This window comes from Azospirillum sp. ST 5-10 (genome assembly GCF_051225715.1).
In the GTDB taxonomy this organism is placed as follows: domain Bacteria; phylum Pseudomonadota; class Alphaproteobacteria; order Azospirillales; family Azospirillaceae; genus Azospirillum.
The window spans coordinates 425,188-446,464 of the sequence record NZ_JBPJSP010000001.1 but is presented as its reverse complement, the minus strand read 5'-3'; the positions used below and the strand labels follow the sequence as shown (position 1 = coordinate 446,464).

The window sequence follows — 21,277 nt, the reverse complement described above, 5'->3', positions numbered from 1 at the left end:
GATCAGCACCCTTCCGCCATGTCGTAGAGGGCGTCCATGTCGGCGATCAGGATCTTGTTGCCTTCCTGGAGCGAGATCACGCCGGCCGTCTTGAGCTGGGTGAAGGTGCGGCTGACCGTCTCCGTGGTCAGGCCGAGATAGTCGGCGATGTCGGCCCGGCTCATCGGCACGTGCACCGGGTTCTCCTTGTGGCCCCGCCGCGCCGCCCGCTGCGACAGCATCAGGAGGAAGGAGCAGATCTTCTCCTTCGCCGTCTTGCGGCCCAGCAGCAGCATCTGGTCCTGCGCCGCCGCCAACTCGTTGGAGGCCATCGAGAACAGGCGGCGCTGCATCTTCGGGAACTCCTCCAGCAGCGCCTCCATCTTCTTGCGGGGGAAGCGGCAGAGGGTGCAGGTGGTCACCGTCTCGGCGGTGTAGGCGTAGCTCTCGTTCACCGTCAGGCCGATGAAGTCGCCGGTGACGAGGAATCCGGTGATCTGCCGCCGCCCGTCGGGCAGCAGCTTGTACAGCTTCACCGTGCCGGAGGTGACGTTGTAGAGGACGTCCGCCGCGTCCCCCTCGCCGAAGATGGTCTGGTTGGCCTCGATGCGGACGGTCTGGAGAATGTCCGCAAGACGGCGCAACTCTTCCGGGTCGAGCGCGGCGCACACCGTCAGGCTGCGCACCGGGCAGGCGCCGCACGGGTTCATGTCGATGGCGGCGCCCTTGTCACGGGCGCGGCCGAGGTCGAACGGGGGCATGGCGGGCTTGGTCCCTTAACCGTCGCCCCATCATGGTCATATTCCCCGGGGATGGCAACCATGCTCGCAGGCATGCCCGCAGGGCCCGCACCGCCGCCTGCCGGGCCGGGCGCCTCAGCGGCCTTCCCCCCGGCGCGCCGGCGGCGCCGGGGCGTCGTCGTCGAAGAGGATGCGGTGGGCGGCGCCGTCGAGGTCGTCGAACTGGCCGGACTTAAGGGCCCACAGGAACGCCCCCAGCCCCAGCAGGCCGAGCGTCAGGGCGATGGAGATCAGGTACAGCAGTTCGGTCATGGCGCGGTTCCCGGACGACCGCCCGGCGGCGGCCGAGCCGCAGGGCGTTGGCGATCACGATGAGCGAGGACGACGACATCGCCAGCGCCGCGAGCAGCGGCGTCAGCAGGCCGGCCATCGCCAGCGGCACGGCGAAGAGGTTGTAGACGATGGCGATGGCGAAATTCTGGCGGACCAGCCGGTCGGCGCGGCGGGCGACGTCGAGCACCTCGGCGATGGGGTGCAGGCGCACCCCCTGGAAGACCACGTCGGCGGCGGTCTGGCTGACGTCCACCGCGGTCGAGGGCGACATGGACACGGTCGCCGCGGCGAGCGCTGGGGCGTCGTTGAGGCCGTCGCCCACCATCAGCACGCGCCGCCCCGCCGCCTGCAGGGCCTGCAGCGCCGCCGTCTTGTCGGCCGGCGTCTGTTCGGCCCGCCAGTCGGCGATGCCGAGCTCCTCCGCCACCGCGGCGACGGCCGCCCGGCGGTCGCCGGAGAGGAGGACGAGGTCGAGGCCGCGCGCCCGCAAGCCGGCGACCACGGCGGCGGCGTCGCTGCGGGGCGCGTCGACGAAGCCGATGCGCAGCGGCACGGCACCCGGCCGGGCCAGCCACAGCTCCGGCCCGGGAGCGCCGGCCGCCGCCGCCACGTCCTCGGCCACCCCGGCGAAGCGGCGGCTGCCGAGCCGCACCTCGCCGGCACCGGTGTCCAGCGCCAGCCCGGCGCCCGGCACCTCCCGCACCCCGTCGGCCACCGGCACGCCGGGCACGGCGCGCACCAGGGCGCGCGCCAGCGGGTGGCGGCTGGCCGCCGCCAGCGCCGCGGCCTGGCGCAGCGCCGCGGGGTCGAGGCCGGCGAGGTGCGGCACCGGCCGCCCCTCGGTCAGCGTGCCGGTCTTGTCGAACACCACGGTGTCGACGGTGGCGAGGCGCTCCAGCGCCGTCGCCGTCTTCAGCAGGATGCCCTGGCGCATCAGCCGGCCCGAGGCGATGACCTGCACCACCGGCACCGCCAGCGCCAGCGCGCAGGGGCAGGTGATGATGAGCACGGCGACCGCGTTCATCAGCGACGCCTGCCACGGCGCCTCCATCAGCAGGGTCCAGCCGAGGAAGGTGACGAGCGCCGCCAGATGGACGACCGGCGCGTAGAGGCGCGACACCCGGTCGGCCACGGCGACGTAGCGGGCGCGGCCCTGCTCGGCCACCTCCATCATGCGGACGATCTCGGCCAGCAGGGTGCCCTCGCCGACCGCCGTCACCGTCAGGCGCAGCGGTGCGGTCAGGTTCAGCATGCCGGCGAACACCCCGTCGCCTGGGCGCACCGCGCCCGGCACGCTCTCGCCGGTGATCAGCGAGGTGTCGAGGTCGGAGACGCCGTCGGCGACGCGGCCGTCGACCGGGATGCGCTCGCCGACGGCGATCAGCACCGTGGCGCCGGGCGCCACCCGCTCCGGCGGGACGATCGCGGTGCGCCCGTCGGGCTGCAGCACGGTGACCGCGGTGGCCTGCAGGCCGAGCAGCTGTTCGGCGGCCGAGCGCGCCCGGCCGCGGGCCCGCTGGTCGAGGTAGCGGCCGATCAGCAGGAAGAACAGCAGCATCACCGCGCCGTCGAAATAGGCATGGGCGCCGCTGTTGACCGTCTCGAACAGGCTCATGGACGTCGCCAGCACGACGCCCAGGGTGATCGGCACGTCCATGTTGGTGCGCCGGCGCGCCAGCGCCTGCACCGCCGAGCGGGCGAAGGGGCGGATGGCGTAGGCGATGGCGGGCAGGCAGATCAGCGCCGACAGCCAGTGCATCAGGTCGCGGGTCGCCGTCCCCATGCCCTGGCTGTGCCCCGCCCACACCGAGACCGACAGCAGCATGACGTTGCCGGCGGCGAAGCCGGCCACCGCCATGGCGCGCAGCAGCTCGGTCTCGGCCTTCTTCTGGGCCGAGCCGAGGCGGTCGGGATCGAAGGGCACGGCGCGGTAGCCCAGCGCCGTGACGGCCGCCATCAGGGTGTTGGCGTCGCTGTCCTGCGGCCGCCAGCGCACGGTGAGGCGGCGCGTCGTCATGTTGAGGCGGGCGTGCTCGACGCCCGGCTGGCGGCCCAGCACCGTCTCGATCAGCCAGACGCAGGCGGCGCACTGCAGCCCGTCGACCATCAGGTGCAGCACCGCCGTGCCGTCCGCCTGGAGGCGGGCGTGGGGCGCGTAGTCGACGGCGGGCGCGTCGGCGTCGGGCCGGATCGGCCGCGCCGTGGGGTCGACGCAGCGGCGCTCGTAGTAGCGCTCCAGCCCGAGGCCGCGCACCATGTCGTAGGCGGCGGCGCAGCCGGCGCAGCAGAACGCGCCGTCCTCGCCCTCGCCAGCGGCCGCCGCCGCGGCGGGAACGCCGGCGGCGAGCGGCTGTCCGCAATGGAGACAATCGGCCATTTACTTGACGAAGATGCGTTGCTGGTCCTGGAAGTCGTCGCCGCCGTGCACGATGGTCAGGCGCATGTCCCACTGCCCGGGCAGCGGCAGCTCCACCGGCTTGGCGTAGCGGCCCTCGCCGAGGTAGGGCAGTTCCGTCTCGAAATCGTGGCCCTCGGCGGTCGGCCGGATGAAGCGCACGGTGACCGTGCTGTCGCGCAGCAGGTTGCCGTGCTTGTCGTGCAGGGTGACGGCGACGATGCCCTTCAGCGCCTCGGTCGGCGCGAAGGCGAGGTCGACCTGCCAGCCGCGCTCGGCCTGGGCGCGGGCCCCCTCCAGGGACTTGTTGTAGAGGATGCCCTTGACGAAGTGGTTCTCCGTCTCCAGGCCGTTGTAGGTCGAGGTGGCGATGTAGACCATGAACCCGTTGGCCGTGAAGACCAGCAGGAAGAAGGCGACGAACAGCCAGGGAATGTACCAGCCGCGGGCCCGCGTGGGGCCCCCGCGGCGGTTCGCTGACAGCTCGGTGCGGACGTCCGTGGACATGCTCATCGTCCGATCGATCCTTGCGGGAGGGAGGGGAAGGTCAGTCGCCCGGCGCCATGAAGACCGTCTCGTAGGTCGCGGTCTCGCCGGTCGCCGACGTCAGGGTGAAGTTTAGCGGCCGCGAGGCCCGGGGCACATCGGCGCGCGGGGCGGTCACGAAGATTCGATAGGTGGCGACGGTGTCGGGCGCCGCGCTCAGGCGGACCCGCGCCGCCTCCGCGCCCTGACCCTCGCCGGCGACGGCCAGGCGGGCGCCCGCCAGGTCGTCGACCGCCAGCGTGTAGTCCCGCGGGTCGCGCGTCATGTTGGAGATCTTGAAGGTGTAGGCGTTGCGGATGGAGCCGTCGGACAGCGCCACGAACAGGGGGGCGCGGTCGCGCAGCACGCTGACGTCGAGGCCCGGCTTGAAGATCAGGCCGGCGGCGATCATCCCGCCCACCACCGTCAGCATCAGGGTGTAGATGATGGTGCGCGGCCGGATCAGCCGCATCGGCGCCGGCGTGTTGCCGTTGGCCAGCGCCACCTGGTTGGTGTGGGTGTCGAACTTCACCAGGCCCGTCGGGCGGCCGATCCTGGTCATCACCTCGTCGCAGGCGTCGATGCACAGGCCGCAGCCGATGCAGGCGAGCTGGGAGCCGTTGCGGATGTCCACGCCGGTCGGGCAGGCGTGGTAGCAGGCGTGGCAGTCGATGCAGTCGCCGAAGCCCTCGGCCTGGCGCTGCTCCCAGCTCTGCGACTTGCGGACGTGGCCGCGGCGCTCGCCGCGCCACTCCTCGTAGGTGACGACGAGGCTCTCCTCGTCGATCATGGCGCTCTGGAAGCGCGGCCAGGGGCACATGTAGATGCACACCTGCTCGCGCGCGAAGCCGGCCAGCAGGTAGGTGGTGGCGGTGAACAGCAGGATGAAGCCGACGGCGGTCGAGCTGGCCTCGAGGCGCAGCAGGTCGCCGGCGAAGGTCGGCGCGTCGACGAAGTAGAAGATCCACGCCCCGCCGGTCGCCAGCGAGATGAGGATCCAGACGAGGTTCTTCAGGGCCTTCTTGCGCAGCTTCTCGAAGGACCAGGGCGCGTTGTCGAGGCGGATGCGCTCGCCGCGCTCGCCCTCCACCAGCCGCTCGACCCAGACGAACAGGTCGGTCCACACCGTCTGCGGGCAGGCGTAGCCGCACCACAGGCGCCCCGCCACCGAGGTCGCCAGGAACAGGCCGACGGCGGCGACGATCAGCGCGCCGGTGAGATAGTAGATCTGCTGCGGCCACAGCTCGATGAAGAAGAGGTAGAAGCGGCGCGCCGGCAGATCGAGCAGCACCGCCTGGTCCGGGGCGTTCGGCCCGCGGTCCCAGCGCAGCCACGGCAGCGCGTAGTAGATGCCGAGCAGCACGCCGAGCGCCAGCCACTTCAGGCGGCGGAAGCGGCCGTGCACGGCCTTCGGATAGATCTTGCTGTGCTTGGCGTACAGGGAGCTGGACGGGCGCTTCTCCGCCTGAGGCGCCGGCTCCGGCGGCGGCTGGTGGGCGCTGGGCTTCTCCTGCGTGTCGGTCGCCATGCTCATGGGCTGTGCCTTGTTGGATCGGTGGCCTGATCGGGCGCTCCGCGGAAGGGCTCGCCGGACCGCTGCGGTTCGAGGGGCGAGATGGCTTCCGCGTGCGTCGCGACTATGGCGACGAACCGTCGCAGGGGGCATTGCGATGGATCAATGGTCCATTAGGAAAACGTCAAGCGAGGCGCGGGTTTGACCGCGTTGGGCGAGGTTTGGCCGGAAAACGGCGAATGCCGGGAAGTCGCCTCCCCGGCATCCGTCGTGCCATGGCGTCGCCGGCGGCGACGGCCTACTTGCCGCCGCCCAGGTTGTGGACGTAGACCGCGAGCTGCTTGATCGTGGTGTCGTCCAGGCGCGCCGCCCAGTTCGGCATCACGCCGGCGCGGCCGTTGGTGATGGTCTCCACCAGGGCGGTCTTGTCGCCGCCGTAGAGCCAGTTGCTGGTCACCAGCGGCGGGGCGCCGACGTCCGGCAGGCCGGCGGCCTCCGACCCTTCGGCGTTCGGCCCGTGGCAGGCCACGCAGTTCTCCTCGAACACGGTCTTGCCGGCCCCGGCCTTGGCGGCGTCGTGCTGCCTGCCGTTGAGCGACAGGATGTAGTCGGAGACCTGGTCGATCTGCGTGCGGTCGAGGATGCCGTCCTTGCCGAAGGCGGTCATGCCGGAGCCGACGACGCCGCGGGTCTCGCCGTCGTTGGCGCGGATGCCGTGCTGGATGGTGCGGTAGATGTCGGCGGTGGTGCCGCCGCCCCACATCCAGACGTCGTCGGCGAGCGTCGGGAAGCCCTTGGCCCCCTGGCCGCCGGCGCCGTGGCAGGCCGCGCAGTTCTCGTTGAACATGGTGCGGCCGCCGGCCATGGCGAAGGCCAGCAGGTCCTTGTCCTGCTGGATCTCGTCGACCGACTTGGCGGCGATGGCGGTCAGGAACTTGCCCTGGGCGGCCTTCGCCTCGGCCAGCTTCTCGACGATCTCCTCGCGCATCGACCAGCCCAGCGCCCCCTTGGTGTAGCTGCTGCCCAGCGGCCAGGCCGGATAGAGCACGTAGTACACCAGCGACCAGGCGATCGTGACGTAGAAGATGTACAGCCACCACTTCGGCAGCGGGTTGTTGAGCTCCCGCAGACCGTCCCACTCGTGGCCCGTGGTCTCGACGCCGGACAGGGCGTCCTTTTCAACTTTGTTCGCCATGGCCTAAAACTCCTGACCATCATCCTTGAGCGGGATTCGGGCGGCGTCGTCGAACTTGCTCCGGTTGCCGGGCCACATGGCGTACACCAGGATGCCCGACATCAGGATCATCAGCCACACCGTCCAGAACGACCGCAGGGCTACGGTGATCTGATCCAGATCCATGGATCCCTCCCGCTCACTGCTGGAGCTGCGCCGGCGACTGGTACTTGGTGAAGTCCACCATCGTTCCCAGCACCTGCAGATAGGCCACGAGAGCGTCCATCTCGGTGACCACCTTGGCGTCACCGGTGAAGTCGCCCACGACCGCCTTCGGGTAGCGCGACAGCAGGCCCTCGGTGTCGGCGTTCGGGTCCTGCTGGGCGACCAGATCGGCCTTGGCGTTGGCGATCTGCTCGTCCGAATAGTGCGTGCCGACGACGTTGAGCGCCTTCAGGTGCTCGGCGATGTCGTCCGCCTTGAGCGGCCGGTGGGCCATCCAGGCGTAGCCCGGCATGATCGATTCCGGCACCACCGAGCGCGGATCGACCAGGTGGGCGACGTGCCAGTCGTTGGAGTACTTGCCGCCGACCCGGGCGAGGTCGGGACCGGTGCGCTTCGACGCCCACTGGAAGGGACGGTCGTGCATGCTCTCCGCCGCCAGCGAGTAGTGGCCGTAGCGCTCCACCTCGTCGCGGAACGGACGGATCATCTGGCTGTGGCAGTTGTAGCAGCCCTCGCGGACGTAGATGTTGTAGCCCGCCAGCTCGAGCGGCGAGTAGGGGCGGACCCCGTCGACCTTCTCGATGGTGGATTCGATGGTGAACAGCGGGACGATCTGCACGAGCCCGCCGATCGAGACGGTGATCAGGATCAGCACGACGAGAAGGAGCGTGTTGCGCTCGATCGTGTCGTGGCTAAAGCCCTTCTTTTCCTCAGCCATATTTCGGGTCCTCCGGGCTTCAGGCCGCGCCCACGGCCGCCTTGTGCGGCGCCGTGACGTAGGGCTTCTCGATGCGGACGTCGCCGCGGGCCGTACGCCACAGGTTGTAGACCATGATCAGCGAACCGGCGACGAACAGGACGCCGCCGAGCGCGCGGATCACGTAGAACGGGTGCATGGCGGCCACCGTCTCGACGAACGAGTACTGCAGGAAGCCCAGGTTGTCGTAGGCGCGCCACATCAGGCCCTGCATGATGCCGGACACCCACATGGCGGTGATGTACAGCACGATGCCGATGGTGGCGGTCCAGAAGTGGTAGCTGACCAGGCGCAGGCTGTAGAGCTGCTGGCGCTTCCACAGGACCGGGACGAGGTAGTAGATGGCGCCGAAGCTGATGAAGGCGACCCAGCCGAGCGCGCCGGAGTGCACGTGGCCGACGGTCCAGTCGGTGTAGTGCGACAGCGCGTTGACCGGCTTCACCGACATCAGCGGACCCTCGAAGGTCGACATGCCGTAGAAGGCGACCGAGGTGACCAGGAAGCGCAGGACCGGGTCGGTGCGCAGCTTGTCCCAGGCGCCCGACAGGGTCATGATGCCGTTGATCATGCCGCCCCACGACGGCATCCACAGCATCACCGAGAAGGTCATGCCGAGCGTCTGCGCCCAGTCCGGCAGCGCGGTGTAGTGCAGGTGGTGCGGGCCGGCCCAGATGTAGAGGAAGATCAGCGTCCAGAAGTGCACGATCGACAGCCGGTACGAATACACCGGCCGCTCCGCCCGCTTCGGCACGAAGTAGTACATGATGCCGAGGAAACCGGCGGTCAGGAAGAAGCCGACGGCGTTGTGGCCGTACCACCACTGCACCATGGCGCTCTGCACGCCCGACACGAAGGTGTAGCTCTTCATGCCGAACAGCGACACCGGCCAGTTGACGTTGTTGCCGAGGTGCAGGATGGCGACGGTGAGGATGAACGCCATGAAGAACCAGTTGGCGACGTAGATGTGCGACTCCTTGCGGGTCATCACCGTGCCGATGTAGCTCACGGCGTAGAGGACCCAGATCACCGTCAGGTAGAGATCGAGGATCCACTCCGGCTCCGCGTACTCCTTGCCCTGGGTGTAGCCCAGGACGTAGGACAGCGCCGCCAGGACGATGAAGATCTGGTAGTTCCAGAAGATGAACTTGGCCAGACCCTCGCCGCCGAAGAGGAACTGGCGGCAGGTGCGCTGCACCACGTACAGCGACGTGGCGAACAGCACGTTGCCGCCGAAGGCGAAGATGACGGCCGAGGTGTGGACCGGCCGCAGGCGTCCGAAGCTGGTCCACTCCAGGCCCAGGTTCAGCGCCGGAAAGGCGAGCTGCAGCGCGATGAAGGTGCCGGCCAGGAAGCCGACGACGCCCCAGAACACTGCCGCGATCGTAAAGAGCCGAATGACGTCCTCGTAGTACCGGACGTCCCCCGACACCCGCTGGCTGCCCAGGGCGGCCCCTGGGGTCAGAGTCGCTGATGCCATACAATCTCTCCCGTTTGCCCCGGGCGGCTTGGGCCGCTCCCTTGAGGTTGCACCACCGCGTGGGTACTTCGTTTAGGAGGGCGGCAAACGGGCGTACGACGCCGTGCCCGCACGGGCTTATGCCCTGCCGCCTATTTCGCCACTATGTGTAGGGGCTGCCGAGGCAACATTGATCTACGTCAACGACCCTCCCGAGTGCACGCTGCCATCGTTCGCCGGACGCTGCAGCCAGCGGAAGGGCCATGGACGACGGCTTCATCGCGAAACCCCTGGACAGGGGCCAGATCGACCAGGCGTTCCCGCTGGTCCGGACCATCGCGCCGGAGCTCACGGTGGAGCGCTGGCGGGCCTACGCCGGCGCCGCGATCGGCCGCCGCGGCGGCGCCGCGGCGACCCGCGGGATCATGACGGTGCAGAACGACCGCGGTTACATCCATGGGCTCTTCTCCTATTCCGTAGAGGAAAACCTTCGCTGCGGCCGCATTCTCGTCGTCGACGACTTCATCGTCCTCGACCTGTTCGACGTCGCGGCGGCGGCCTCGACGCTTCTTCGGTCGATGGACGGGCTCGCCCGCTCGCTGTCCTGCCGATCCATTCACACGAACTTTCCCGAGGCGGACCATTCGCTTCCCGGCTATTGCCGGACGGTGATGGCGTTCTTTCGCGACGAAGGGCACGCCGCCGGGGCCCTGCGGTTGTGCAAGCCCGTCGGCGGCGCCAACGACAACCGCGGGCTGGCCCTCGAACCGCTCCACGACGGGGCCTGAGCGGCGCCCCCGTCCGGTGCGGCGGGGCGTCCCGCCACGCCGTATCCGGCCCGCCGCCGCCGCCGCCCGACGGGGGCGCGGCAAATGCGCGCAGACCCGCCGCGGCCGCTCCGGCGGTCCGCGTTCCGGTGCCGTGCGACCATCGTTGCGCGGCGCGCCGGGACGGGTAGGATGCGCCATCATGACCGACACCCCACGCCTCCCCGTCATCCGCCTCCATCCCGGCCGCGACAAGCGCGTCCGGCACGGCCATCCCTGGGTCTATTCCAACGAGGTGCAGATGGACACCTCGGCCAAGGCGGTGCCGCCCGGCAGCGTCGTCCGCCTGCTCGACGGCGGCGGCACGCCGCTCGGCCTGGCGACCTTCAACCCGCACACCCTGATCGCCGCCCGGCTGCTGACGGCCGACACCGGCGCCACCGTCGACCGCGCCTTCCTGGCCGCCCGCATCCGCGGCGCGCTCGCCCTGCGCGAGCGGCTGTTCGACCGCCCCTTCTACCGGCTGGTGCACGCCGAGGCCGACGGGCTGCCGGCGCTGATCGTCGACCGCTACGGCGACGTGGTGACGGTGCAGGCCAACTCCGTCTTCATGGACCGCCATCTGCCCGACGTGCTGGCGGCGCTGGACGAGGTGCTCGACCCGGCCGCGGTCATCCTGCGCAACGACAGCACCCAGCGCGCGATGGAGGGGCTGCCCGAGGAGACGCGCCTCGCCAAGGGCACCGTCGACGGGCCGATCCGCCTGGAGGAGAACGGCGTCGCCTTCTTCGCCGACCCGCTGGGCGGGCAGAAGACCGGGTGGTTCTACGACCAGCGCGACAACCGCGCCTTCGTGGCGTCGCTCGCCCGCGGCGGCCGGGTGATCGACTTCTTCAGCTACAACGGCGGCTTCGCCGTGACCTGCGCGGCGCGCGGCGCCGCCTCGGTGGTCGCCGTCGACCGCTCGCAGCCGGCCCTCGACAACGCCGCCCGCGCCGCCGACGCCAACGGTGTCGCCGGGATCTTCGAGGCGCGCCGCGCCGACGCCTTCACCGAGCTGGACCGGCTGGCGGCGGCCGGCGAGCGCTTCGACGTCGTGGTCGCCGACCCGCCGGCCTTCGTGAAGTCGAAAAAGGATCTGGCGGTGGGCTGCCGCGCCTACCGCAAGATGACCCGGCTGGCGGCCCGCATCACCGCCCCCGGCGGCATCCTGCTGGCCGGCTCGTGCAGCCACAACGTCGACCCGCCGACCTTCGCCGAGCAGGTGGCGCGCGGCCTCGTCGACGCCGGCCGGAGCGGCCGCATCCTGCGCTTCGCCGGCGCCGGCCCCGACCACCCGGTGCACCCGCACCTGCCGGAATCGGCCTACCTCAAGGCGATCGTGCTGCAGCTCGACTGACGGTCAGCGCGTGAACACCCCGACCAGTTCCACGTGGGCCGACCACAGGAACTGGTCGACCGGGTAAACGCGGTCAAACGCATGCCCGCCGTCCACCAGCGTGCGGGCGTCGCGGGCGAAGGTGGCGGGGTTGCAGGACACCGCCACCACCCGCGGCACCCGGCTCGCCGCCAGTTCCGCCGCCTGGGCCGCCGCCCCGGCGCGCGGCGGGTCGAAGACCACGGCGTCGAAGCGGGACAGCTCCTTGGCCGTGAGCGGCTGCTCGAACAGGTCGCGGCGCTCCGTCGTCAGACGCAGCGCCCCCGTGGCGCGGGCCAGCGCCGTCATCGCGGGCGCATCCCCTTCGACCGCATGGACCGGGCATCGTTGGGAAAGCGGAATGGAAAAGGTGCCGATCCCGGCGAAGAGGTCGGCGACGCGCCGCGAGTCCGGCGGCACGGTCTCCAGCACCGCCGCGGCCAGCGCCTCCTCACCGGCGACGCTGGCCTGCAGGAAGGCACCGGGCGGCGGAACCACGGGCACGCCGGCGAAGCGCACGACGACGGGCTGGCGGTGGGCGACCGGCTCCGGCACGCCGCGGTCGTCCGCCTGCCAGGACAGGCGGGCGACGCCGTGTTCCACGGCAAACGCCGTCAAACGCTCCCGTGCGGCGCGCTCCAGACGGCGGGGGCCGACCAGCAGCAGGTCGATTCCCCCCTCCAGATCGGCCACCACCGCGTCGCAGCCACCGCCGTCCGGCAGGACCACCGCCAGCGCCGCCCGCAGCGGCGCCAGCAGCGCCTCCAGGCGCGGCGCCAGAACGGGGCAACCCCGCAGGTCGACGAGGCGATGGCTGAGGCGTTCGTTGAAGCCGAGCCACACCCGCCGGCCGCGCTTCAGCGCGGCGAAACGGGCGCGGCGGCGGCCACCCGGAGCGGTGCGGGCCAACGGCTCCATGGGCACGTCGCCGAGACCGACCCGGGCCAGCGCCGTGCGCACGGCCGCCGTCTTCCAGGCGGCGTAGCTCTCGTCGGCGAGATGCTGGAGCGAGCAGCCGCCGCAGGCGCCGAAATGGCCGCACGCCGGAACGCCCCGGCCGGGGCCGGGCTCCAGCAGCTCCACGACGTCCCCGCGCAGCCCCTCGCCGCGGGCGTCGCCAAGGCGCACGCGGACGCGGTCGCCGGGGACCGTCAGGGGCACGTAGACCCGGGCTCCCTCCAGGTCGGCGATGCCGTCGCCGCGGGCGCCGACCTCGCGGACGGTCAGGTCGACGACCCGCTCCGGGACGGGGCGCTTCGGGACGGGACGCTTCGGGACGGGACGGCCGCGCGCCATCATGCCACCCTCACCACCGCCATCATGCCCGACTGCTGGTGCTCCAGCACATGGCAGTGGAGCATCCAGTCGCCGGGCTCCTCGGCGACGAAGGCGATTTCCGCCGACTGCCGCGGCGCCAGCAGAACCGTGTCCCGCCACTGGGCGTGCGTCGGCGGAACACCGTCGACGCTCAGCACCTGGAAGGGAAAGCCGTGGAGGTGCATGGGATGCCACCACGCCGTCTCGTTGGCGAACCCCATGCGCACCGTTTGGCCGCGTTTGACGGTGATGAGCGGCTCGATGGCGTGCCCCATGGCGGCCGTGCCGTTGAGCGCCCAGAACGGCCCCTCCGGCGTCATGCGCATGCCGTGGGGCAGAGCTCCCATGGCGCCGCCCTCGATCAGAACGTCCTGGCGCACCGCCGAGCCGAGGTCGGGAACCGGAAGCGGGTTGGCGGGCAGGGCGACCGGTGCGTCGAGCGGGGACGTCCGCACGGGTGCCTCGTCGCCGTAGACGAGCGTCGTCAAGCGATAGGCCTGGCGCGGGTAGAAGCCGTCGACCACGTCGAACCGCTCGCCCGGCGCGCCCGCCAGGTCGAGGATCAGGTCCGTGCGCTGGCCCGGCGCCAGGACGACTCGGCCGTCCGCCGGCGCGTGCGGCGCCACGGGCTGGCCATCCAGGGCGATCACCTGCGGCGTGTGCCCCTGGAACTCCAGGGCGAAGACGCGGGCGCTGGACACGTTGGCGAGGCGCAGCCGCACGCGCTCGCCGGCCCGCACGGAAATCGCGTCGACGATGGCGCCGTTCACCGTGACCGTGTTGCCGAGCCGCCCGGCGTGGCTGGCGTCCATGGGATGGCCGAAATCATCCGCGATCGCCGCCGTCTCGGCGAGGCGCCAGTCGGCCAGCGCCCACACCAGCTCGCGATCGACGCGGATCGGCTCCGGTTCCTCCACCACCAGCACGCCGGCCAGTCCCCGCGCCACCTGCTCGGCGCTGTTGGCGTGCGGGTGGTACCAGAACGTGCCGGCGTCCTTGAGGGGGAACTCATAGGCGAAGGTGCCGCCCGCCGGCACCGGCTCCTGGCTGAGGTGGGGCACGCCGTCCATGGCGTTGGGCACCCGCAGGCCGTGCCAGTGCACGGTGGTCGGCTCGGCCAGGGCGTTGGTGACGGCGATGCGCGCCATGTCTCCCTGGCGGAAGCGCAGTTCCGGTCCCGGCACGGTGCCGTTGTAGGCCCACACCGTCGTCGGCGGATACGGCGCTCCCACCAACGGCAGCCGCGCCGGGCCAGCCCGGAGAGCGAGGGGATGTCCCGCGGGTGCGAGGACGGCGCGCGCAGCCGACGGCAACAGCGCCGCCCCGGCGAGACCGGCGGCGCCGGCCAGAACGGCGCGGCGGCTGGCGCTGATCAGTCGCGTGTCGACCATGAACGGACTCCGTCGGTTCGCGCCAGCTTAGCCCAAGTCACCCCACACGCCTAGCCGCTGGCGGAGGTCCGGAGGCAGCCAGCCTGCCTTCGACAGGATCTCATCGCCGCCGGTTACAATTCGTTTCAATTCAAAGTTTGCGTTCTCGCTATGACGCCGCCATAAAGTGCGATTATAGCGTGTAAAATGATGTTTATTTCGCCGGTTTTATTTTGCCTCTGCGTGGCAATGTCACAGAGGCCCGTCTTTCCGGCAAGTGTTTTCTAAATGTTTTTCACATGCAGAGCAGGATTCCGTATTTGTTTTGCTATTTTCCGATGGAGCGAGCGGTGTCTGAGTTTTTTGTCAACGGCGGCAATGATTATACAAATGTGACGGCAACATATCCCGTCAAATCGGTATGGATTTATCATAGCGGTTCACCGGCATACCTGACTTCATACATGAATGAATCCGACAACATACGCATGTATTGGAGCAGTGATGATGTGTACAAAGTCCAGAACGGCTCGCTGCAGGACGATCTTCTACGATACACGTCGTCGACCCACGTGCCGATCGACCGCGGGGACGGTCTGTCGATAACCTGGACCGGCGCCGGCAAGGCGGACATCGAGGGGGGGAACCGGGGCGACATCATCGCCGGCGGGAACAACGACGATACCGTCGATGGCGGCGGTGGCGAGGACACCATTGCGGGCGGTGCCGGCGCAGACAGTCTGTCCGGTGCGGTCGGGAACGACGTGCTGCGCGGAGACGCCGGTGCCGACACGCTTGTCGGTGGCGACGGCACCGACACGCTGTACGGAGGCGCAGGCATCGACCTGCTGCACGGCGGTGCCGGGGTGGACCAGTTCGCCGGCACGCGGGCGGAGCTCGACGGGGACACGGTCGTCGACATCGGCCTCGACGAGACGATCCGCATCTCGGACGCCCTCCTGGCAGACCTGTCGGCCCTCGATGGGATTGCCGTCGCGGACACGCCGGGCCTGTCGAATGGCACGGCCACGCTGTCCCTGGGCGGCGGTGCGACCCTTAACCTGCAGAATCTCGACCTCCTTCCGTCGACGGCGGCCTGGAAGGTCGCTTCAGGCCCCGACGGCGTCACCCTGTCAGCGTATCAGCCGCCCCCTGCCTTCGTCGGGGCAACCGTCGTGAGCCGGTCCCTCACGATGACCTACGACCAGACGCTTGACGCAAACCACCCCCCCTCGGCGACCGACTTCGTCGTCGTGGCCGGTGGTACCCCGATGACGGTCGCCGGCGTCGCCGTCGATTCCGCCGCCAAGACCGTGACGCTGACCCTGGCCGACCCGGTCCAGCAGGGCCAAGCCGTCACCGTCGCCTACGCCGATCCCACCGCCGATGATGACGACCACGCCGTCCAGGGAGCGTCCGGCGTGGACGCCGCGTCGCTGACCGCGACCGCCGTCGAGAACCGCACGCCGACCATCGAGTTGATGAACGGCGCCGCGAATCCCGCGATCTTCAGCAACTATGTCGGGCAGACCTTCACCGCCACCGGAACCACGCTGGACAGTGCGACGGTCGGTCTGCAGCTGCCGTTGCTGCCCATTGCCGCCGACGTCCGCGTCCTCGTCGCCGCGGTCAGCGACGCCGCCGGTCAGATCAACCCGACGACGGTCCTCTACGACAGCGGCGTCCTCAGCCTCGACCTGCAGAAGCTCGGGCTGCAGACCTTCGACCTCGACATCGACTACGACGGCCTCACCGTCGGCTCCCAGTATGCCCTGATCGTCGATGGCGTCGTGGAGAGCACACCGCCGGGCCTCCTCATGTTCGACCAGGCCGACGCCTACGCCGGCGGCATGGAGATCCGTGGGCTGCACACGACGGGCAACACGCGCGATCAGGATTTCGCCGCCGATTGGACCGAAGTCCCGGGCTACGACCTCGGCGTGCGCATCACCATGTCGGGTACGCCCACGCCGACTCCGCCGAACACCTCGCCGCCGACCTCGTCCGACCCTGGACCGTCCGTGGTCGACGGGGTGGCGGTCGACACCACCACCACGACCAACCCCGACGGCAGCACCTCGCACACCGTCGTCGTCCCCGTGGTCGACCCGTCCAGGGCCGAATCGGTGGGCGGCAACACGGTCGCGGACATTCCCCTGGTCAGCGGCGGAGGGCGGGCATACTTGGCCGCGCAGGTGCCGACCGGCTTCGGCCTCCAGGCCTCCGGCCCGACCGGCGCCAAAGCGGCGGGCGGTTCGCTCGACGACCTGATCCAGGCGATCGAACGCCACACCGACGCCGGGTCGGCGGACCAGGCGGCGCTGACCGGGGGCGGCTCCAGCTTCCTCGAAGGCCTGCCCGCCGACACGCCGCTGCTGGTGCAGACCATCGTTCCCGCCATGGGCGCCGGCGCCGCGCCGGGAGCGGTCCTGACCATCTCCGGCACCGGCACCGAGGCCGGCGGGCCGGCGACGGCCCTCGTCATCGACGCCCGCAACCTGCCGGCGGGAACCGAGATCGCGCTCGACAACGTCTCCTTCGCCGCCGTGATCGGCAACGTGCGGATCAGCGGCGGTGCCGGCTCGCAGGTGGTGACCGGCGACAGCCAGGACCAGCACATGGTGCTGGGCGCCGACGACGACACCCTGCACGGCGGCGCCGGCAACGACTTCGTCGGGTCGGAGGGCGGGGCCGACGTGCTCCACGGCGACCTCGGCGACGACACGGTCACCGGCGGCGCCGACGGCGACCTGCTGTTCGGCAACCCCGGCACCGACGCCCTCTACGGCAATCTCGGCGCCGACACCCTCTTCGGCGGCCAGGGCGACGACCAGGCGTTCGGCGGCCAGGACGGCGACGTGCTCCACGGCAACCTCGGCGCCGACGCCCTCCACGGCAATCTCGGGACCGACCGGCTGTTCGGCAACCAGGGCGACGACCTGCTCTACGGCAACCAGGGCGGCGACACGCTGTTCGGCGGCCAGGGCGACGATCGGCTGTTCGGCGGCCAGGGCGACGACGTCCTGGTCGGCAACCTCGGCGACGACACGCTCACCGGCGGTCTCGGGGCGGACCTGTTCCGGGCCGGCGAGGGCGCCGACGTGGTCGCCGATTTCGACGCCGCGGCCGGCGACCGGCTCGACGCCGGCGGCGCCGCCTGGACCGTCCGCGCCGGCGACGCCGGCGCCGTGGTCGACTTCGGCTCCGGCAACACCCTCACCCTGGTGGGCGTCCGGCCGGCCGAGGTCGCCGATTCCTGGTTCGCCGCGGCCTGAGAACACGGCGGCCGCCGTACGCCGGCGTCAGCCGGCGTACGGCGCCAGCCGGGCGCGCAGGTCGTCCGGCAGCGGCAGCGGCCGGTGGGTCTTGCGGTCGACGATGACCGACACCGCCTCCTGGGTGGCGACCAGGCGGTCGCCATGGAAGATGGCGCAGCCCAGGGTCAGCGACGTGGTGCCGAAGCGCAGCACACGCAGGCCGACCCGCACGGTCGCGGGGTAGAGCAGCTCCGCCTTGAACTCGGTCACCGTGCGGGCGACCACCACCGTCCAGGGAACGTCGGCGGCGAAGCCCTCGCCCAGCAGCTCGACCCGCCCCTGCTCGAAATAGACGCCGATGGCGTTGTTGTTGACGTGGCCGACGGCGTCGAGGTCGGCGAAGCGCACGCGCTCCTCGGTCCAGAAGGCGTAGCCGGCGGGGTCGGTCAGGTCGGGGGAGGGTCGGCTCATGGCGTCCTTCGCTGCGATGCGGGTCTGGCGGTCCCATAGAGCAAGATCGCTTTTGGCCGATCCGGCCAAAAAGCGTGAATCTTGCTCTAAACACTTGAATTTAGAGCGGGATTTACACTCCAGGAGATTCCACCTGGAGTGATCCCGCTCTAGGTGGTCGCCGGGTCCGCCGCGGGCAAGGCGGCGCGGGTCTGCCATCCGCCCGATCCCCACCATTTTCGTGCGAGACTGCGGCGGGCGTGATGTTATAGGTGGCGTGTCCACCACACCCGACGGACCGATCATGAGCAACGACAGCAATCAGACCGCCGAGGCCCTGTTCGAGAAGGCGCTCAGCATCGCCGAGAAGCACCTGGAGAAGGCCGTCAGCGAAGGCGGTGCGCTCGGCCCCTACGTGGCCGTGGCGATGATCGAGGCCGCCGTCAACGTGGCCGTCGACGAGACCAGCCATGAGGACGTGGTCGACATGCTGCGCGATCTCGCCGCGCAGATCGAGGCGGACGCCGACGCCGACGAGGACTGACGCCGAACCGGAGCGATGCCGAAGAGGACCGATGCCGACGGGGGCTGGCCGCCGGCGTGACGGCGCCCGCCCTCAGGCGCGGGCGGGGGCCAGCTCCGCCGGGCCGGAGGCGCCGTCGCCCGACGGCTCGGCGCGCTCCGCCCGCGACCGCTCGGCGAGCTGCCGCCGCGCCTCGCGGCGGCGCACCACCTCGTAACCGACCGCCCCGGCGATGGTGAGGGCGATGAGGATCAGCGACAGGGCGTTGACCGCCGGCGTCAGCCCGGTGCGCACCTTGGTGGCGATGTAGACCGTCAGGGTCGTGTCGAGGCCGCGCACGAACAGGGTGGTGTTGTAGTTCTCGAAGCTCTGCAGGAAGGCGATGAGGGCGGCCGACAGCACCGCCGGCATCAGGAACGGCAGGGTGATGCGCCGGAACACCTGCAGGTGGGTGGCGCCGAGGTCGAGGGCCGCCTCCTCGAGCGTCGGGTCGAAGCGCTGCAGGCGCGCCAGGAACAGCAGCATGGCGTAGGCGGCGATGAAGCTGGACTGGGCGATCACCGTCAGGAAGACGCCGCCCGACACGTCGAAGGCGTTGCGCCAGAAGATCAGGGTCGAGATGCCGATGATGACGCCGGGGGTGAGCAGCGGCGACACCATGACGGCGTAGAGGAAGGTGCGGGCGCGGCTGTGCAGGCGGTCGAGCAGCAGCGCCGCGGCCAGCCCGGTCGGCACCGCCACGGCGATGACCCCGGCCGCCACCACCAGCGACGTCCCCAGCGCCTGCCACATCCGCTGGTCCTCGTAGAGCACGCGGAACCAGTCGACGGTGAAGCCCAGCCACGGCGTCACCGTGGGGAACCGGCTGGTGTTGAAGGTCGCCGCCGCCATGATCCCCAGCGGCACGAAGAGATAGGCGAAGAACAGCACGAGGTAGGCGGTCACCAGGAGGCGGCGCAGGCGGTCGGCGGTCATGGCTCCCCCTATTTGGCGATGTCGGTGAGGCCGACGCGGAACAGGCGCATCATCAGGAGGATGAAGCCGATGCACAGGACCAGCAGGATGAAGGCGTAGGCCGCCCCCTGGTTCCAGTTCCCGCCCTCGAAGAACCAGTTGTAGATGACCTCGGTGAACCAGCGGCTCTGCGGCCCGCCCAGCAGCAGCGGCACGGCGTAGCTGCCGGCCGCCAGCATGAAGGTCATGATGCAGCCCACCGCGATGCCCGGCCGCGCGTGGGGCAGGACGATGCGGGCGTGGATGCGCAGCCAGCCCGCGCCGAGGTCGCGCGCCGCCTCGATCTGGTGGCGGTCGAGGGACTCGACGGCGTTGTAGACGGGGAAGACCATGAACAGGATGTAGGCGTAGACCATGCCGACGATGACGCTGGCGTCGCCCTGGAAGCGCACCGGCTCGGCCAGCAGCCCCAGCCCGACGAGGACGTTGTTGAGCGGCCCGCCATAGGCGAGGATCACGTACCACGCGAAGGTGCGCAGGATCTCGTTGATCCAGAACGGGATCACCAGCAGCAGCAGGAAGGTGGGCAGGCGCACCTTCGGCGCCACCTGGGCGAGGTAGAAGGCGACGGGGTAGCAGACCGCCAGGGTCACGGCGGTGACCAGCGCGCTGGCCCAGATCGTCTTGACGAAGATGCCGAGATGGATCGTGTTGCCCCACAAGGTCCGGTAGTTCTCCAGCGTGTAGACGTCCTCCGGCCCGCCGACCTTGGACGGCGGCAGCATCGGCCGCAGCGAGAAATCCACCATCAGGAGCTGCGGCAGCACCACCAGCATCACCACCCACAGGGCGACGACCAGCACGATGAAGCCCGTCAGCACGGGGCCGTAGCGGCGCAGGACGTCGCTCATCGCGCGAACCCTCCGCTCTCGGTGCCCCCATGCCCCCACCCTGCCCCTCCCCCGCCGCGCCGGGGAGGGAGGGGATCCGTGCGTGGCACGGCGGCAAGCACGGCCATCACGCCCCCTCCCCGTCCGGCGGCAGCACCACGGCGTCGGCGGCGCGGAAGCCGAGGCGGGCCGGCGCGCCGGGAACCAGCGCCGGCTCGTTGCCGAGGTGCGGCATCTGCACGACGAGGCGGCGCTCGCCCGCCCCGGTGAGGAAGGCGTTGACGAAGGCGCCCTCGAAGTCGCGGTGGCTGACCCGCGCCTCCACCAGGTTCTCCGGCACCGCGCCGTTCAGCGGCGCCAGGCGCTCGGGGCGCACGAACAGGACGGCGCGGTCGCCGGGCTTGAGGCCGCGCGGGTTGCGCCCGAGCAGCCGGCCGAACGGCGTGTCGACCGCGGCCCGCCCGTCGGCGCTGTCCAGCACCGTGCCGGCGAAGCGGTTGGCCTCGCCGACGAAGGCGGCGACGAAGGCGGTGGCGGGGTCGTCGTAGATGGTCTGGCCGTCGCCGACCTGCTCCAGCACGCCCCTGGACATGACGCCGATGCGGTCGGACATGGTCAGGGCCTCGCCCTGGTCGTGGGTGATGTAGATGAAGGTCACGCCGGTGCGCCGCTGGATGGCGCGCAGCTCGGCGCGCATGTGCTGGCGCAGCTTGAGGTCGAGCGCCGACAGCGGCTCGTCCAGCAGCAGCACCGCCGGCTCCACCGCCAGCGCGCGGGCGATGGCGATGCGCTGGCGCTGGCCGCCCGACAGCTCCGTCACCTTCTTGCCGGCCACCTCGGGCAGCGCCACCAGCTCCAGCAGCTGCTGCACCCGGCGGCGCCGCTCGGCCGCCGGCACGCCGCGCACCTCCAGCCCGAAGCCGATGTTGTCGGCCACCGTCATCAGTGGGAACAGGGCGAGGTTCTGGAAGATCAGGGCGGTCGGCCGCTTGTTGGGGCCGATGCCGCGCATGTCGCGCCCGCCGATGCGGACGGTGCCCTCGCTCGGCTCCATGAAGCCGGAGATCATGCGCAGGATGGTGGTCTTGCCGCAGCCGGACGGCCCGAGGAAGCTGAAGAACTCCCCGGCGGCGATGGTCAGGCTGACGTCGCGCACGGCGACGACGGACCCGAACCGCATGGTGACGTGGTCGAGCTGGACGTCCTGGCTCATGGCAGGCTCCGCGTGCGGGGCC

The 21,277-nt window shown here is 70.6% G+C and carries 19 protein-coding genes; 4 read left to right on the top strand and 15 right to left on the bottom strand.

Annotated elements, in window-relative coordinates; translation table 11 throughout:
* Nucleotides 1-2 precede the first annotated feature (2 nt).
* The 9 genes from ACSBPG_RS02150 to ccoN form a co-directional block, all read right to left on the bottom strand.
* Nucleotides 3-740: a Crp/Fnr family transcriptional regulator gene (locus tag ACSBPG_RS02150; RefSeq protein WP_435535446.1), complete on the bottom strand. Its 738-nt coding sequence runs from the start codon at nucleotides 738-740 to the stop codon at nucleotides 3-5.
* A gap of 114 nt (nucleotides 741-854) precedes the next feature.
* Nucleotides 855-1,031, bottom strand: a complete 177-nt coding sequence (gene ccoS / locus ACSBPG_RS02145) for a cbb3-type cytochrome oxidase assembly protein CcoS (RefSeq protein ID WP_435535445.1) — start codon at nucleotides 1,029-1,031, stop codon at nucleotides 855-857.
* Nucleotides 952-3,429, bottom strand: coding sequence for a heavy metal translocating P-type ATPase (locus ACSBPG_RS02140; RefSeq protein ID WP_435535444.1), 2,478 nt, complete (start codon nucleotides 3,427-3,429; stop codon nucleotides 952-954). Before ACSBPG_RS02140 ends, ccoS begins: the two co-directional genes overlap by 80 nt.
* Entirely contained in the window at nucleotides 3,430-3,960 is a 531-nt protein-coding gene (locus ACSBPG_RS02135) for a FixH family protein (protein ID WP_435535443.1), read from the bottom strand. It lies immediately after the preceding gene.
* Between the two features lie 34 nt (nucleotides 3,961-3,994).
* The gene (gene ccoG / locus ACSBPG_RS02130; protein ID WP_435535442.1) at nucleotides 3,995-5,506 is read right to left on the bottom strand and encodes a cytochrome c oxidase accessory protein CcoG; all 1,512 of its coding nucleotides are present in this window, start codon (nucleotides 5,504-5,506) and stop codon (nucleotides 3,995-3,997) included.
* 277 nt (nucleotides 5,507-5,783) lie between these two features.
* A complete protein-coding gene (gene ccoP / locus ACSBPG_RS02125) occupies nucleotides 5,784-6,680 on the bottom strand; it encodes a cytochrome-c oxidase, cbb3-type subunit III (protein WP_435535441.1) in 897 nt (298 codons plus the stop codon).
* A 3-nt stretch (nucleotides 6,681-6,683) separates the two neighbouring features.
* Nucleotides 6,684-6,845, bottom strand: a complete 162-nt coding sequence (locus ACSBPG_RS02120) for a cbb3-type cytochrome c oxidase subunit 3 (RefSeq protein ID WP_435535440.1) — start codon at nucleotides 6,843-6,845, stop codon at nucleotides 6,684-6,686.
* A gap of 13 nt (nucleotides 6,846-6,858) precedes the next feature.
* Nucleotides 6,859-7,602: a cytochrome-c oxidase, cbb3-type subunit II gene (gene ccoO, locus ACSBPG_RS02115; RefSeq protein WP_435535439.1), complete on the bottom strand. Its 744-nt coding sequence runs from the start codon at nucleotides 7,600-7,602 to the stop codon at nucleotides 6,859-6,861.
* A 19-nt stretch (nucleotides 7,603-7,621) separates the two neighbouring features.
* The gene (gene ccoN / locus ACSBPG_RS02110; RefSeq protein WP_435535438.1) at nucleotides 7,622-9,118 is read right to left on the bottom strand and encodes a cytochrome-c oxidase, cbb3-type subunit I; all 1,497 of its coding nucleotides are present in this window, start codon (nucleotides 9,116-9,118) and stop codon (nucleotides 7,622-7,624) included.
* Nucleotides 9,119-9,360: 242 nt separating this feature from the next.
* On the opposite strand from ccoN, the gene ACSBPG_RS02105 reads away from it, so the two are divergent.
* Together ACSBPG_RS02105 and ACSBPG_RS02100 are read left to right on the top strand one after the other, a co-directional pair.
* Entirely contained in the window at nucleotides 9,361-9,885 is a 525-nt protein-coding gene (locus ACSBPG_RS02105) for a hypothetical protein (protein WP_435535437.1), read from the top strand.
* A gap of 181 nt (nucleotides 9,886-10,066) precedes the next feature.
* Nucleotides 10,067-11,263 carry a class I SAM-dependent rRNA methyltransferase gene (locus ACSBPG_RS02100; protein WP_435535436.1) on the top strand — a complete coding sequence of 399 codons (1,197 nt, stop codon included), beginning with the start codon at nucleotides 10,067-10,069 and terminating at the stop codon, nucleotides 11,261-11,263.
* A 3-nt stretch (nucleotides 11,264-11,266) separates the two neighbouring features.
* On the opposite strand, the gene ACSBPG_RS02095 is transcribed toward ACSBPG_RS02100, so the two are convergent.
* Nucleotides 11,267-12,580 carry a class I SAM-dependent RNA methyltransferase gene (locus tag ACSBPG_RS02095; RefSeq protein WP_435535435.1) on the bottom strand — a complete coding sequence of 438 codons (1,314 nt, stop codon included), beginning with the start codon at nucleotides 12,578-12,580 and terminating at the stop codon, nucleotides 11,267-11,269.
* Nucleotides 12,577-13,989: a multicopper oxidase family protein gene (locus tag ACSBPG_RS02090; RefSeq protein ID WP_435535434.1), complete on the bottom strand. Its 1,413-nt coding sequence runs from the start codon at nucleotides 13,987-13,989 to the stop codon at nucleotides 12,577-12,579. The genes ACSBPG_RS02095 and ACSBPG_RS02090 overlap by 4 nt, the downstream gene beginning before the upstream one ends.
* Before the next feature lie 488 nt (nucleotides 13,990-14,477).
* On the opposite strand from ACSBPG_RS02090, the gene ACSBPG_RS02085 reads away from it, so the two are divergent.
* Nucleotides 14,478-17,243, top strand: coding sequence for a SwmB domain-containing protein (locus tag ACSBPG_RS02085; RefSeq protein ID WP_435535433.1), 2,766 nt, complete (start codon nucleotides 14,478-14,480; stop codon nucleotides 17,241-17,243).
* A 27-nt stretch (nucleotides 17,244-17,270) separates the two neighbouring features.
* Here the strand turns inward: ACSBPG_RS02085 and ACSBPG_RS02080 are convergent, their stop codons facing one another.
* Nucleotides 17,271-17,696: an acyl-CoA thioesterase gene (locus ACSBPG_RS02080; protein ID WP_435535432.1), complete on the bottom strand. Its 426-nt coding sequence runs from the start codon at nucleotides 17,694-17,696 to the stop codon at nucleotides 17,271-17,273.
* 283 nt (nucleotides 17,697-17,979) lie between these two features.
* Between ACSBPG_RS02080 and ACSBPG_RS02075 the strand changes: the two genes are divergently transcribed.
* Nucleotides 17,980-18,219, top strand: a complete 240-nt coding sequence (locus ACSBPG_RS02075; protein WP_435535431.1) for a hypothetical protein — start codon at nucleotides 17,980-17,982, stop codon at nucleotides 18,217-18,219.
* A 72-nt stretch (nucleotides 18,220-18,291) separates the two neighbouring features.
* On the opposite strand, the gene ACSBPG_RS02070 is transcribed toward ACSBPG_RS02075, so the two are convergent.
* From ACSBPG_RS02070 to ACSBPG_RS02060, 3 genes are all read right to left on the bottom strand, one after another.
* Nucleotides 18,292-19,173 carry an ABC transporter permease gene (locus ACSBPG_RS02070; protein WP_435535430.1) on the bottom strand — a complete coding sequence of 294 codons (882 nt, stop codon included), beginning with the start codon at nucleotides 19,171-19,173 and terminating at the stop codon, nucleotides 18,292-18,294.
* Nucleotides 19,174-19,181: 8 nt separating this feature from the next.
* Nucleotides 19,182-20,063 (bottom strand): ABC transporter permease, encoded by an 882-nt coding sequence (locus ACSBPG_RS02065; protein WP_435535429.1) that lies wholly within the window; start codon nucleotides 20,061-20,063, stop codon nucleotides 19,182-19,184.
* 106 nt (nucleotides 20,064-20,169) lie between these two features.
* Nucleotides 20,170-21,255: an ABC transporter ATP-binding protein gene (locus ACSBPG_RS02060; RefSeq protein ID WP_435535428.1), complete on the bottom strand. Its 1,086-nt coding sequence runs from the start codon at nucleotides 21,253-21,255 to the stop codon at nucleotides 20,170-20,172.
* Nucleotides 21,256-21,277 lie beyond the last annotated feature (22 nt).